Origin of the sequence: Streptomyces sp. NPDC058877, from assembly GCF_042742855.1 — a bacterium.
Taxonomy (GTDB): Bacteria; Actinomycetota; Actinomycetes; order Streptomycetales; family Streptomycetaceae; genus Streptomyces.
This window is the reverse complement of the sequence record NZ_JBHYMF010000003.1, coordinates 54,165-67,807: the sequence shown is the minus strand read 5'-3', so window position 1 is coordinate 67,807 and position 13,643 is coordinate 54,165. Positions and strand designations below refer to the sequence as shown.

At 69.2% G+C, this 13,643-nt stretch carries 11 protein-coding genes and 1 tRNA gene; 7 read left to right on the top strand and 5 right to left on the bottom strand.

Features of this window, described 5'->3' with window-relative positions:
- Positions 1–40: 40 nt before the first annotated feature.
- The 4 genes from ACFW2Y_RS01550 to ACFW2Y_RS01535 are packed head-to-tail and all read left to right on the top strand — an operon-like array spanning position 41 to position 4,643.
- Positions 41–970: a branched-chain amino acid ABC transporter permease gene (locus ACFW2Y_RS01550; protein ID WP_384871863.1), complete on the top strand. Its 930-nt coding sequence runs from the start codon at positions 41–43 to the stop codon at positions 968–970.
- Positions 967–2,811, top strand: a complete 1,845-nt coding sequence (locus ACFW2Y_RS01545) for a branched-chain amino acid ABC transporter permease (RefSeq protein WP_384871860.1) — start codon at positions 967–969, stop codon at positions 2,809–2,811. Before ACFW2Y_RS01550 ends, ACFW2Y_RS01545 begins: the two co-directional genes overlap by 4 nt.
- Positions 2,812–2,814: 3 nt before the next feature.
- Complete coding sequence (locus ACFW2Y_RS01540) at positions 2,815–3,930, top strand: ABC transporter ATP-binding protein (protein WP_384871858.1); 1,116 nt, start codon at positions 2,815–2,817, stop codon at positions 3,928–3,930.
- Positions 3,927–4,643, top strand: a complete 717-nt coding sequence (locus ACFW2Y_RS01535; RefSeq protein WP_384871855.1) for an ABC transporter ATP-binding protein — start codon at positions 3,927–3,929, stop codon at positions 4,641–4,643. Before ACFW2Y_RS01540 ends, ACFW2Y_RS01535 begins: the two co-directional genes overlap by 4 nt.
- A gap of 81 nt (positions 4,644–4,724) precedes the next feature.
- Here ACFW2Y_RS01535 and ACFW2Y_RS01530 read toward each other — a convergent pair whose 3' ends face one another.
- Positions 4,725–5,378, bottom strand: a complete 654-nt coding sequence (locus ACFW2Y_RS01530; RefSeq protein WP_309052391.1) for a response regulator — start codon at positions 5,376–5,378, stop codon at positions 4,725–4,727.
- 99 nt (positions 5,379–5,477) lie between these two features.
- On the opposite strand from ACFW2Y_RS01530, the gene ACFW2Y_RS01525 reads away from it, so the two are divergent.
- Together ACFW2Y_RS01525 and ACFW2Y_RS01520 are read left to right on the top strand one after the other, a co-directional pair.
- Positions 5,478–5,552 (top strand) — tRNA-Leu (locus tag ACFW2Y_RS01525).
- 109 nt (positions 5,553–5,661) lie between these two features.
- Complete coding sequence (locus ACFW2Y_RS01520) at positions 5,662–6,444, top strand: transcriptional regulator (RefSeq protein WP_384871852.1); 783 nt, start codon at positions 5,662–5,664, stop codon at positions 6,442–6,444.
- Positions 6,445–6,448: 4 nt separating this feature from the next.
- Here the strand turns inward: ACFW2Y_RS01520 and pyk are convergent, their stop codons facing one another.
- Together pyk and ACFW2Y_RS01510 are read right to left on the bottom strand one after the other, a co-directional pair.
- On the bottom strand, positions 6,449–7,879 hold the full coding sequence (pyk, locus tag ACFW2Y_RS01515; protein WP_384871849.1) for a pyruvate kinase: 1,431 nt from the start codon (positions 7,877–7,879) through the stop codon (positions 6,449–6,451).
- Positions 7,880–8,025: 146 nt separating this feature from the next.
- Positions 8,026–8,709, bottom strand: coding sequence for an SIMPL domain-containing protein (locus ACFW2Y_RS01510; protein WP_384871848.1), 684 nt, complete (start codon positions 8,707–8,709; stop codon positions 8,026–8,028).
- A 158-nt stretch (positions 8,710–8,867) separates the two neighbouring features.
- Between ACFW2Y_RS01510 and ACFW2Y_RS01505 the strand changes: the two genes are divergently transcribed.
- Positions 8,868–10,667: a bifunctional metallophosphatase/5'-nucleotidase gene (locus tag ACFW2Y_RS01505; protein WP_384871846.1), complete on the top strand. Its 1,800-nt coding sequence runs from the start codon at positions 8,868–8,870 to the stop codon at positions 10,665–10,667.
- Between the two features lie 3 nt (positions 10,668–10,670).
- Here ACFW2Y_RS01505 and ACFW2Y_RS01500 read toward each other — a convergent pair whose 3' ends face one another.
- A complete protein-coding gene (locus ACFW2Y_RS01500) occupies positions 10,671–12,083 on the bottom strand; it encodes a lysine N(6)-hydroxylase/L-ornithine N(5)-oxygenase family protein (RefSeq protein WP_384871845.1) in 1,413 nt (470 codons plus the stop codon).
- Positions 12,080–13,447: a pyridoxal phosphate-dependent decarboxylase family protein gene (locus tag ACFW2Y_RS01495; protein ID WP_384871843.1), complete on the bottom strand. Its 1,368-nt coding sequence runs from the start codon at positions 13,445–13,447 to the stop codon at positions 12,080–12,082. Before ACFW2Y_RS01495 ends, ACFW2Y_RS01500 begins: the two co-directional genes overlap by 4 nt.
- Positions 13,448–13,643: the final 196 nt, after the last annotated feature.

Genomic DNA, 13,643 nt, shown 5'->3' with positions numbered 1-13,643 from the left:
CGCGGTGTCACATCCGTCGAAAGTCTCGGAGGACAATGCGGTGAACGAACTGCCGCAGCAGCTGGTCAACGGCCTGCTACTGGGATCCATGTACGGGCTGGTCGCCGTCGGCTACACGATGGTCTACGGCATCGTCCAGCTCATCAACTTCGCCCACGGCGAGATCTTCATGACCGGCGGCTTCGGGGCGCTCACGGTCTGGCTCATCCTGCCCGGTGGCACCAGCATATGGGTCGCCCTGCCCCTCATGATCATCGGTGCCGTCCTCGTGGCGGTCACCATAGCCGTCGGCGCCGAACGCCTCGCCTACCGCCCGCTGCGCGGTGGCCCCCGCCTCGCCCCCCTCATCACGGCCATCGGCCTCTCCCTCGCCCTCCAGCAGGCCGTCTGGTCCCTGTACCCGGAGGCGAAGTCCGCCCGGACCTTCCCGCAGATCCCCGGCGGCCCGATCGAAATCGGCTCGGTCACCATCCAGACCGGCGACGTCTTCCTCCTGATCGCCGCCCCCATCTGCATGGCCTTCCTCGCCTTCTTCGTCATGCGCACCCGCACCGGTCGCGGCATGCAGGCCACCGCCCAGGACCCGGACACCGCCAAGCTCATGGGCGTCAACACCGACCGGATCATCGTGATCGCGTTCGCCCTCGGCGCCGCCTTCGCCGCCGTCGGTGCCGTCGCCTACGGCCTCAAGTACGGCGTCGTCGACTACAAGATGGGCTTCCTCCTCGGCCTCAAGGCCTTCACCGCAGCGGTCCTCGGCGGCATCGGCAACATCTACGGAGCCATGATCGGCGGTGTCGTCCTCGGCGTCGCCGAGACCATGGCAACGGCCTACATCAGCCACATCCCCGGCATGCAGCAGCTCGGCGGCCAGTCCTGGGCCGACGTCTGGGCCTTCGTACTCCTCATCGTCGTACTCCTCGCCCGGCCCCAGGGCCTGCTCGGCGAGCGCGTCGCGGACAGGGCGTGAGCACCATGACCACTCTCTCCGAGAACCCCAAGGCCCCCTCGGCCTCCGAAACCACGCCGACCGAGGCAACCGGCCTCATCGGCTTCATACCGGCCAAGGCCGGTCGCGCCCTCGCCCTGGGCGGCGGCGCCCTCACCATCGCCAGCTGCTTCCTCGCCTGGACCTGGACCACCCGCTTCCCGGGTGACCTCACCGTCTACGGCTACCCGGGCGGCCTCCAGCTGCAGGTCCTGGTCACGGGTCTGCTCACCACCCTCCTCGCCCTCTCCTCGTACGGCGTCAAGGGCACCGGCTGGCTGAACCCCGCGGGCAGCGACGGAGCCCTCAAGCTCGCCGCACTCGCCAACTTCGCCATCGCCTGGTTCACCATCGGCGCGATCAGCGTCGACCTCGGCGGCCCGATCAACCTGGAGCCGGGCGGCGCGGTCGTCGCGGTCGCCTCCCTGGCTGCCCTCCTCGGCGCCTTCGCCCTCCCCTTCGAGCGGCCGAAGCTGCTCCCCATGGACCCCGAGGACAGCACCTGGGACCAGGCCAAGCACGGACTCAGGGACGGCTGGGCCACCTTCAAGGCCTGCATCGCCAGCGGCCCCGTACGCCGGCTGCCCGCCATGAACTCCGCCGTCGAGATCCTGATCATCACGGCGATCCTCGCCCTGGCACTCGGCGTCTTCACCTACGGCGTGGGCACCGAGTACGACGAGCAGTTCCTCGGCTTCCTGATCACCACCGGCTTCGGCTTCGCCGCACTCAGCAAGTCGGGGCTGATCGCACAGGCCACCCAGCTCACCGGCAAGCACCAGAACCTGTCCATCGCGGGCGCGTTCACCGCCGCGGCGCTCTTCCCCTTCACCCAGACCGACGACCAGTACGCGACGCTCGGCGTCTACATCCTGATCTTCGCCACGGTCGCCCTGGGCCTGAACATCGTCGTCGGCCTCGCCGGCCTCCTCGACCTCGGCTACGTCGCCTTCCTCGGTGTCGGCGCCTACGCGGCGGCCCTCGTGTCGGGCGCCCCGACCTCCCCGTTCGGCGTGCACTTCCCCTTCTGGGCCACCGTCCTGGTCGGCGCCGCCGCGTCCCTGGTCTTCGGCGTCCTCATCGGCGCCCCGACCCTGCGACTGCGCGGCGACTACCTCGCCATCGTCACCCTCGGCTTCGGTGAGATCTTCCGCATCGCGGTGAACAACACCGACGGCACGTCCGGCCCCGACATCACCAACGGCTCGAACGGCATCGCGTCCATCCCGAACCTCAACATGTTCGGATTCGACTTCGGCGCCGAGCACAACATCGCCGGCTTCACCATCGGACGCTTCGCCAACTACTTCTTCCTGATGCTGTTGATCACGGCGGTCGTCGTGCTGGTCTTCCGGCGCAGCGGCAACTCCCGCATCGGCCGCGCCTGGGTCGCCATCCGCGAGGACGAGACCGCCGCGCTCGCCATGGGCATCAACGGCTTCCGGGTCAAGCTCATCGCCTTCGCACTCGGCGCCTCGCTCGCCGGCCTCGCCGGCACCGTGCAGGCCCACGTCACCTACACGGTGACCCCGGAGCAGTACCTCTTCGCCGGCCCGATCCCGCCCAACTCCGCCTTCCTGCTCGCCGCCGTCGTCCTCGGCGGCATGGGCACCATGAGCGGTCCGCTGGTCGGTGCCTCCCTGCTGTTCCTCATCCCCAACAAGCTCCAGTTCATGGGCCAATTCCAGCTGCTCGCCTTCGGCGTCGCACTGATCCTGCTCATGCGCTTCCGCCCGGAGGGCATGATCGCCAACCGGCGCAACCAGCTGGAGTTCCACGAGAACGACGAGACGCCCGCCGCGCTCGCCAAGGCAGGTGCCTGAGCCATGACGACCACCACCCAGACGGCCGAGACCACCACCGAACCGGACGCCCCGGAAACCGTGCTCGACGCACGCGGGGTCACCATGCGGTTCGGCGGCCTCACCGCCGTACGCGATGTCAACCTCACCGTGAACAGCGGCGAGATCGTGGGGCTCATCGGCCCCAACGGTGCCGGCAAGACCACCTTCTTCAACTGCCTCACCGGTCTCTACATCCCCACCGAGGGCGAGGTCCGCTACAAGGGCCGGGTCCTCCCGCCGAAGTCGTTCAAGGTCACCGCGGCCGGCATCGCGCGCACCTTCCAGAACATCCGCCTCTTCGGCAACATGACGGTCCTGGAGAACGTCCTCGTCGGACGCCACACCCGCACCAAGGAGGGCCTCTGGTCGGCCCTGCTGCGCGGCCCCGGCTTCAAGAAGGCCGAAGCGGCCTCCGAAAAGCGGGCCATGGAGCTGCTGGAATTCATCGGCCTCCAGGACAAGGCGCAGCACCTCGCGAAGAACCTGCCGTACGGAGAGCAGCGCAAGCTGGAGATAGCCCGCGCCCTCGCGAGCGACCCCGGCCTGATCCTGCTCGACGAGCCCACCGCCGGCATGAACCCGCAGGAGACCCGGGCGGCGGAAGAACTCATCTTCGCCATCCGGGACATGGGGATCGCGGTGCTCGTCATCGAGCACGACATGCGGTTCATCTTCAACCTCTGCGACCGGGTCGCCGTGCTCGTCCAGGGGCAGAAGCTGGTCGAGGGCGACAGCGCGACCGTCCAGAGCGACGAGCGGGTCATCGCCGCGTACCTGGGTGAGCCCGTCGAGTCGGACGCAGCGCAGGAGGACGCCCCGGAGACCCCGGACGCCCCGGAGGCCGCTGACGCCCCCGAGGCCGCCGACGCCGTGGAACCTCAGGAGACCCCAGAGGCTCAGGAGGCCCCGGAGAATCCGGAACCTCAGGAGACCCCGGAGGCCGACGCGTCCGAGAAGGCACCGGACGCCGACGAGGCACCCGCCGCCGAGGCCCCGGCCGACGGTGAAGCACCGTCCTCGAAGGCATCGGCCGACACCGCCGAGCGCTCCGCGGACACCCCGCACGACCCTGCTTCGGGCAAGGAGAACGACGCATGACCGCACTGCTCGAAGTCGAGGACCTGCGCGTCGCCTACGGAAAGATCGAGGCCGTCAAGGGCATCTCCTTCTCCGTCGACGCCGGTGAGGTCGTCACCCTCATCGGCACCAACGGAGCCGGGAAGACCACCACCCTCCGGACCCTCTCCGGGCTGCTCAAGCCGGTCGGCGGCCAGATCAAGTTCGAGGGCAAGTCCCTCCGCAAGATCCCCGCGCACAAGATCGTCTCGCTGGGGCTGGCCCACTCCCCCGAGGGCCGACACATCTTCCCCCGGATGACGATCGAGGAGAACCTCCTCCTCGGCGCCTTCCTCCGCAAGGACGGCGCCGGCATCGCCAAGGACGTCCAGCGCGCCTACGACCTCTTCCCGATCCTGGGCGAGCGTCGCAAGCAGGCGGCCGGCACGCTCTCCGGCGGCGAGCAGCAGATGCTCGCCATGGGCCGGGCGCTGATGTCCCAGCCGAAGCTGCTCATGCTCGACGAGCCCTCCATGGGCCTCTCCCCGATCATGATGCAGAAGATCATGGCGACGATCGCCGAGCTGAAGGCCCAGGGCACCACGATCCTGCTCGTCGAGCAGAACGCCCAGGCCGCGCTCGCCCTGGCGGACCACGGTCACGTCATGGAGATCGGCAAGATCGTCCTCTCGGGCACGGGGCAGAACCTGCTCCACGACGAGTCCGTCCGCAAGGCGTACCTCGGCGAGGACTGAGCGACACGAACCGGAGGCCCGCCCCACAATGCCGTGGGGCGGGCCTCCTCGCGTCCTCGGACCGGAGCGGCGACCGATCGCCTACTGCCCCTTGGCCGCCTTCTTCTCCTCGGCGTCCTCGATGACGGCCTCGGCGACCTGCTGCATCGACATGCGGCGGTCCATCGAGGTCTTCTGGATCCAGCGGAACGCGGCCGGCTCCGTCAGGCCGTACTGGGTCTGCAGGATCGACTTGGCCCGGTCGACCAGCTTCCGGGTCTCCAGCCGCTGGGAGAGGTCGGCGACCTCCTTCTCCAGGGCGCGCAGCTCGGCGAAGCGGGAGACCGCCATTTCGATGGCCGGCACGACGTCGCTCTTGCTGAACGGCTTGACCAGGTACGCCATGGCGCCGGCGTCCCTCGCCCGCTCGACGAGCTCGCGCTGCGAGAAGGCGGTCAGCATCAGGACCGGGGCGATGGACTCGCCGGCGATCTTCTCGGCCGCCGAAATGCCGTCGAGGACGGGCATCTTCACATCGAGGATGACGAGGTCGGGGCGGTGCTCACGGGCGAGCTCGACGGCCGTGGCGCCGTCCCCCGCCTCACCGACGACCGTGTATCCCTCTTCTTCGAGCATCTCTTTGAGGTCGAGGCGGATCAGTGCCTCGTCCTCGGCGATGACGACGCGGGTCGTCAGCGGCGGGACGTGCGAGGCCTCGGCGTCGTCGGCGGGCTGGGGCGACTCGGGGGCGGTCACGGGGGCTCCTCGTTACGGGGCAGATCTGCTGCCCATGAGCCTACCTAGCTGCGGTATGGTGGACGGGCACAGGGCCTAGGGAAACCTTTGATCCTGTGGGCCCCGGTAGCCCAATTGGCAGCAGGCAGTGGATTCAAAACCCACACAGTGTCGGTTCGAGTCCGACCCGGGGCACTTTTCCTTCGATTCGAAGTTGATCTGCCTCACTTGAATCGTCACTCACACGCGTGAAATCCCCACGCTCCGCCCAACCCGGTCGATCAGATTGACCACACTCGACCGGGTGTACGACATCGAAACGCGTCGGCGAGCATTGGCCTTGGTCTCCCAGGGCCACAGTCTGAACTCCGTCAACAGGCAGACCGGAATATCCCGTGCAGCCATACGCAGTTGGCGGGAACGGTTGGAACCCCGCCCCCGTGCTTCGGCCCACTCCGCGCCCTGCGTACGATGCCGCCCGACACCAACCGCTCCTGCCCCTGCACGGGCGTACGCCTATCTCCTCGGGCTCTACCTCGGCGACGGGTGCATCAGCCCGCACCCCCGTGGGGGCCATCTTCTGCGCATCGCCTGTGCCGACGCCTGGCCCGGCTTGATCGAAGAATGCCGCAGCGCGATCCGGGCGGTTCGCCCCGGGAGCACGGCGTACGTCCTGCGGAGACAGGGCTGCGTCGTCGTCACCAGCTATGGACGCCATTGGACCTGCTTCTTTCCGCAGCACGGGCCCGGCAAGAAGCACGAACGGCACATCTTCCTCGAATCCTGGCAACAGGAGATCGTCGAGGTGTACCCGTGGGAGCTCATTCGTGGGCTCGTGCACTCCGACGGCTGCCGGATCACCAACTGGACGGAGAAGGTGATCGCCGGACAGCACAAGCGGTACGAATACCCCCGCTACTTCTTCACCAACACGTCCGTGGACATCGTCGGAATCTTCACCAGCGCGCTCGACCGCGTCGGCGTCACCTGGAAGGCGACACAGCGGAAGGGCACTGCACAGAACGTCTCCATCGCCCGCAAGGCGTCCGTCGCCCTCATGGACGCCCACGTCGGGGCCAAGTACTGAGCGCTCAGCCCGCCACCGGGTCCCCGATGCGGTGGACTCGCACCAGGTTGGTCGAGCCGGCGACTCCCGGCGGGGACCCTGCGGTGATCACGACGATGTCGCCCGGGCGGCAGCGGCCGATGCGCAGGAGTTCCTCGTCGACCTGGGCCACCATCGCGTCCGTGGATTCGACGTGCGGGCCGAGGAAGGTCTCCACTCCCCAGGTGAGGTTGAGCTGGGAGCGGGTTGCCGGGTCCGGGGTGAAGGCGAGCAGGGGAATCGGCGAGCGGTAGCGGGAGAGCCGCTTGGCCGTGTCACCGGACTGGGTGAAGGCCACCAGGAAGGCGGCGCCCAGGAAGTCGCCCATCTCGGCGGCGGCCCGCGCCACGGCTCCGCCCTGGGTGCGGGGCTTGTTCCGTTCGGTGAGGGGCGGGAGTCCCTTGGCGAGGACGTCCTCCTCGGCCGCCTCGACGATCCTGCTCATGGTGCGGACCGTCTCGATCGGGTAGCGGCCGACGCTGGTCTCTCCGGAGAGCATCACGGCGTCGGTGCCGTCGATGACGGCGTTCGCCACGTCGCTCGCTTCGGCGCGGGTGGGGCGGGAGTTGTCGATCATCGAGTCGAGCATCTGGGTGGCGACGATGACCGGCTTGGCGTTTCGCTTGGCGAGCTTGATCGCTCGCTTCTGCACGATCGGCACCTGTTCCAGGGGCATTTCGACGCCCAGGTCGCCGCGGGCGACCATGATGCCGTCGAAGGCGGCGACGATCTCTTCAATGTTCTCGACGGCCTGCGGCTTCTCGACCTTGGCGATGACGGGGAGTCGACGCCCCTCCTCGTCCATGATCCGGTGCACGTCGTCGATGTCCCGGGCGTTGCGGACGAAGGAGAGGGCGATGACGTCGGCGCCGATGCGCAACGCCCAGCGGAGGTCTTCGATGTCCTTCTCGGAGAGGGCCGGTACGGAGACGGCGACACCGGGCAGGTTGAGGCCCTTATTGTCGGAGATCATGCCGCCCTCGACCACGCGGGTGCGTACGCGGGGGCCGTCGACGGCGGTGACTTCCAGGGTGACGCGGCCGTCGTCGACGAGGATGCGTTCGCCGGCGGTCACGTCCTCGGCGAGGCCGGCGTAGGTGGTGCCGCAGCAGTTGCGGTCGCCCTCCATGGGCTCGACGGTGATGGTGAACTCGTCTCCGCGTTCAAGGAGTACGGGTCCTTCGCGGAAGCGGCCGAGGCGGATCTTCGGGCCTTGAAGGTCTGCGAGGACGCCGACGCTGCGGCCGGTTTCATCGGAGGCTTTGCGGACGCGCTGGTAGCGCTCCTCGTGTTCGGCGTAGCCGCCGTGGCTGAGGTTGAGGCGGGCCACGTCCATTCCGGCCTCGACCAACGCCTTGATCTGGTCGTATGTTTCGGTGGCGGGCCCAAGGGTACAAACGATTTTTGCTCGGCGCATGGGTCGAGCCTAGGGCTTACCCATCAGTAGGAAGTTGGCCTGGCATGACTACCCAACAACCTTTCCATGAAAGGTTGTTGACAAGTATTGAATCTGTGCGCCGGGGTGCTCTGATGAGCGTTCTGCACACCCCTGCGCGCCCCGGCTCAGAGTGCGGGCGGCCTCATGGTGAACCGTGCCATGACCTCGGCCGTGACCGTCTGTCGCTGCGGTTCGAGGTCGAGCGGGGGCACCCCTTCGGCCTCATCGGCCGCATAGGCGACCCTCCGCATGTGGAGGGCGGGTTGCCCCGCACCCATGGCTTCGAATGATCCCGCGTCCGACAGTTCGAGGAGCGCGGAGAGGGAGGTGCCGAGCGCCTCGGCGTAGGCCCGTGCCTGCCGCACGGCTTCCGTCACCGCGAGCCGCCGGGCTTCGGCGTGTACCGGGGAGTCCGGTCGCAGCGCCCACCACGGGCCCTCGACGCGGGTCAGTTCCAGGTCGCCGAGGCGGGTGACCAGGTCACCGAGGACGGTGAAGTCGGCGAGTTCGACCATCAGGCGGACCCGGCCCACATGGGCGCGCACCCGCTCGCCGCGACCGCGCTTGCCGAGTTCCGGAGAGATCGAGAACCCGCCCGTCTCCAGTTTCTCGACGGCGCCTCCCAGGGCCTTCACCAGGTCGAGGACGCGGGCGTTGCGGCGGGTCAGTTCTGCGAGCGTCGCCGAACGGTCGGTGCCCCGGGCGGAGACGGTGACGGAGATCCGGGCCAGTTCGGGGTCGACCTCCAGGCGGCCGGTGCCGCGGACCGTCACCTGCGGTGCTTCGGGGGTGGCGTGTTCCTGTGTCACGTCCTGGGCTCCTCGTGTGGGTACCGGTTGGTCCACCGAACACTTTCCCACTCCGTAACCCGAAAGGACTGTTGCCGACGTGGCGTCTGGGCCAGAATCTACGCGCGTTGTGCGCCATGGTCGGCGTCGGCGCCACAGCACACAAGGGGAGAACACGCATGCCGCTGAATCGCAGGACGTTCCTGGAGCGCTCGGCCGCCGCCGGTGCCGGAGTGGCCGTCGCCGGAGCCGTTGCCGTTCCCGCCGAGGCCCACGGTCCCGGCCGCCCGCGTCCGCAGAAGCGGTACTCCTTCACCGTCATGGGCACCACCGACCTGCACGGCAACGTCTTCAACTGGGACTACTTCACGGACAAGGAGTTCGACGACAAGGCGCACAACGACGTGGGCCTGGCCAAGATCTCCACCCTGGTGAACCGGGTGCGCGCCGAGAAGGGCCGGGGCAACACCCTCCTCATCGACGCCGGTGACACCATCCAGGGCACCCAGCTGTCGTACTACTACGCCAAGGTCGACCCCATCACCCAGGCCGGTGGTCCCGTGCACCCGATGGCCCGGGCCATGAACGCCATCGGGTACGACGCCGCCGCGCTCGGCAACCACGAGTTCAACTACGGCATTCCGGTGCTGCGGAAGTTCGAGGAGCAGTGCGACTTCCCGCTGCTCGGTGCCAATGCGCTCGACGCGAAGAGCTTGCGGCCGGCCTTCCCCCCGTACAGCATGCACCGCCTGCGCACCCCGCACGGCAAGGACGTGCGGGTCGCGGTGCTCGGTCTGACCAATCCGGGGATCGCGATCTGGGACAAGGCCAACGTCACCGGGAAGATGGTCTTCCCGGGGCTGGAGGAGCAGGCCGCGAAGTGGGTGCCGAAGCTGCGCTCCATGGGCGCTGACGTGGTGGTCGTTTCGGCGCACTCGGGGTCCTCCGGCACTTCCTCGTACGGTGACCAGTTGCCGTACGTCGAGAACGCGGCCGGGCTGGTCGCCGAGCAGGTTCCGGGCATCGACGCGATCTTGGTGGGGCACGCGCACACCGAGATTCCCGAGTACCGGGTCACGAACGAGGAGACGGGTCGGGAGGTCGTCCTCTCCGAGCCGTTGAAGTGGGGTCAGCGTCTCACCCTGTTCGACTTCGACCTGGTCCGGGAGAGGGGTCGCTGGGTCGTCGAGGGGGTTGGTGCCCGGGTCCTCAACTCGAACGCGGTCGAGGAGGATCCGGAGATCACCGGGCTGCTGGCCGAGGAGCACCGGGAGGTCGTGGCGTACGTCAACCAGGTCATCGGCACCTCCACCGAGGCCATGACGACGGTCGAGGCGCCGTGGAAGGACGAGCCGATCATCGACCTGATCAACGTCGTGCAGGCCGAGACCGTGCGGGAGGGGCTCGCCGGTGGTGCGCACGCGGGCCTGCCGGTGCTCTCGCAGGCCTCCTGTTTCTCGCGCACGGCCCGCATCCCGGCCGGTGAGGTCACCATCAAGGACGCCGCCGGCCTGTATCCCTTCGAGAACACCCTGGAAGCGCGCCTGCTGACGGGTGCCCAGTTGAAGGACTACCTGGAGTACTCGGCGAAGTACTACGTCCAGACCCCGGCGGGGGTGCCCGTGGACACCGCGAAGCTCACCAATGCGGACGGCACGCCGGACTACAACTACGACGCGGTGTCGGGCCTGACCTATGAGGTCGACATCGCGAAGCCGGTGGGTTCGCGGATCGTGGGGCTGGCCTTCGAGGGGCGTCCGCTGGACCCGGCGGCGCAGTTCGCGCTCGCGGTGAACAACTACCGGGCGAGTGGTGGCGGGGCGTTCCCGCACGTTGCGAACGCTCCGCAGTTGTGGGCCGACTCGAACGAGATCCGCAACACCATCATCCAGTGGGTGAAGGCGAAGGGCACCGTCGATCCGGGCCTCTTCGCCTCCGTGGACTGGAAGTTGACCCGGGACGGCGTACCGGTCTTCTAGTTCCTACTGTTGGACGAGGGGCGTCAGCTTCTGGCCTTGGGCCGGAATGCTCGGCGCCCCTCGCGTTTCCAGGCCGAAGCTGGTGAAGGCGGTGCGGCGGGGCAGCGGGTACGGCTCCTTGCCGGTGATCGAGTTGAGGATGGTCGCGCTGCGCCAGGCCGCGAGGCCGAGGTCGGGGGCGCCGACGCCGTGGGTGTGGCGCTCGGCGTTCTGGACGTACACGGAGCCGGTGACGGCGGGGTCGAGGACGAGTCGGTACTGCTCGTCGATCCGGGGGCGGCCGGCGGAGTCGTGGCGCAGGTACGGGTCGAGGCCGGCGAGCATGCGGCCCGTGGGGCGTTCGCGGTAGCCGGTGGCGAGGACGACGGCGTCGGTGGTGAGTCGGGAGCGGGTGGACTGCTGGAGGTGCTCCAGGTGGAGTTCGACCTGGGTGGTGGCGACCCGACCGGCGGTGCGGACCCGGACGCCGGGGGTGAGGACGGCGTCGGGCCAGCCTCCGTGCAGGGTGCGGCGGTAGAGCTCGTCGTGGATGGCGGCGATGGTGTCGGCATCGATGCCCTTGTGCAACTGCCATTGGCGGGCGCCGAGTTCGCTGCGCACGGGTTCGGGCAGGGCGTGGAAGTAGCGGGTGTAGTCGGGGGTGAAGTGTTCCAGGCCGAGCTTGGAGTACTCCATCGGGGCGAAGGCTTCGGTGCGGGCCAGCCAGTGGATGCCTTCCTTCCCCCGGGGGCGGGCCCGGAGCAGGTCGAGGAAGACTTCGGCACCGGATTGGCCCGAGCCGATGACGGTGACGTGCCGGGCGCGCAGCAGGGTCTCGCGGTGGGTGAGGTAGTCGGCGGAGTGGATCACGGGGACGCCGGGGGCGTCGACCAGGGGGCGCAGTGGTTCGGGGACGTACGGTTCGGTGCCGACGCCCAGGACGACGTTGCGGGTGTAGGAGCGTCCCAGGGCTTCGGCCTCGCCTTCCGGGTCGATCTGGGTGAAGTCGACTTCGAAGAGGTGTCGTTCGGGGCTCCAGCGGACGGAGTCGACTTGGTGGCCGAAGTGCAGGCCGGGGAGTCGTTCGCTGACCCAGCGGCAGTAGGCGTCGTACTCGGCGCGCTGGATGTGGAACTTCTCGGCGAAGTAGAAGGGGAAGAGGCGTTCGCGGCTCTTCAGGTAGTTGAGGAAGGTCCAGGGGTTGGCGGGGTCGGCGAGGGTGACCAGGTCGGCGAGGAAGGGGACCTGGAGGGTGGCGCCGTCGAGGAGGAGACCCGGGTGCCAGTGGAAGGCCGGGTTCTGTTCGTAGAAGGCGGTGGCGAGGCCGCCGGGGACGCCTTGTGCGAGGGCGGCGAGCGAGAGGTTGAAGGGACCGATGCCGATGCCCACCAGGTCGTGGGGTTGGTCGAGGTCTTGTGGGGGGGTGGTGCCGGTCATCGGTGCGTGCTGCCTTCCACGAGGGTGAGGATCTGGGTGAGGTCGTCAGGGGTGGCGTGGGGGTTGAGGAGGGTGGCCTTGAGCCAGAGGCGGCCGTCGGCCCGGGCTCGGCCGAGGACGGCGCGGCCTTCGGTGAGGAGGGTGCGGCGGATCGCGGCGACGGCGTCGTCGGTGGCGGAGCGCGGTCGGAAGAGGACGGTGGTGAGGGTGGGTCGGGCCCTGAGTTCGAGTCCGGGGGTCTTTTCCACCAGGTCGGCGAGGTCGTGGGCGAGGTCCATGCAGCGGTCGACGAGTGCGCCGAGGCCGGTGCGGCCGAGGGCGCGAAGGGTGACGGCGGTCTTGAGGACGTCGGGGCGGCGGGTGGTGCGCAGGGAGCGGCCGAGTAGGTCGGGGAGGCCGGCTTCGGTGTCGTCGGTGGCGTTGAGGTAGTCGGCGGTGTGGTCGAGGGGGGCGAGGTCGGCGGGGTCGCGGACGGCGAGGATTCCTGCGGCGGCGGGTTGCCAGCCGAGTTTGTGGAGGTCGACGGTGACGGTGCGGGCCCGGTCGAGGCCGTCGAGGAGGTGCTGGTGGGTGGGGCTGAAGAGGACCGGGCCTCCGTAGGCGGCGTCGACGTGGAGGTCGGCGCGGTGGGTGTCGCAGAGGTCGGCGATCGCGGGGACGGGGTCGATGAGACCTTCGTCGGTGGTGCCGGCGGTGGCGGCGACGAGGAGGGGGCCTCGGGCGTGGGTGAGGGCTTCGTCGAGTGCGGCCGGGTCCAGGGTGCCGCTCGGGGTGGGGACGGTGATCGGCTCGGGCAGGCCGAGGAGCCAGGTGGCGCGGCGGAGGGAGTGGTGGGCGTTGGCGCCGATGACGGTCTGGACGGTGCCGTGTCGTTCCCTGGCGAGGAGCAGGGCGAGTTGGTTGGATTCGGTGCCGCCGGTGGTGATGAGCGCGTCGGGGGCTTCTGCCTCGGGGAAGACTTCGGCGGCGAGGGCAGCGGTGGTCTTCGTTTCCAGGGCGGAGGCGGCGGGTGCCTGGTCCCAGGAGTCCATGGACGGGTTCAGTGCGGAGGCGGCCAGGTCCGCGGCGACGGCGAGGGCGAGGGGCGGGGTGTGGAGGTGGGCGGCGCAGAGGGGGTGGGCGGGGTCTGCGGCGCCTTCTGCCAGGGCGCGGACGAGGGTGTGGAGGGCCTCGTGGGGGCCGGTGCCTCGTGGGGGGAGCGCCGAGCCGAGCCGGTCGATCCGGTGGGCCGCGGCTTCCGGTCCTCCGGCCGGGAGGGGGCCGCCCCTGGCTCGGGTTCCTTCGCGGAGGGCGTCGAGGACGGTGCCCAGCAGGTTGCTCAGGGCGGTGGGGTCGACGGCGAGGGGCGGGGGTGCGGCACGCATGGGCGACAGGGTGCCGGGGGTGGTCGGGGCTTGTCCGGGGAGTTGGCTCTTGTGACCCGAACGGGGGACGGGCCGGGGCGGGCTGTCCCCCGTTCCGGCCGGTGGGGCGTCGGTCCGGGTGGGTGCTCCCGGTGTTCGGGGACGGGGCCGGTCGGTGGCCGTCTCCGCCGGTGCGCATCGGGCGTTCCGGTGGGGT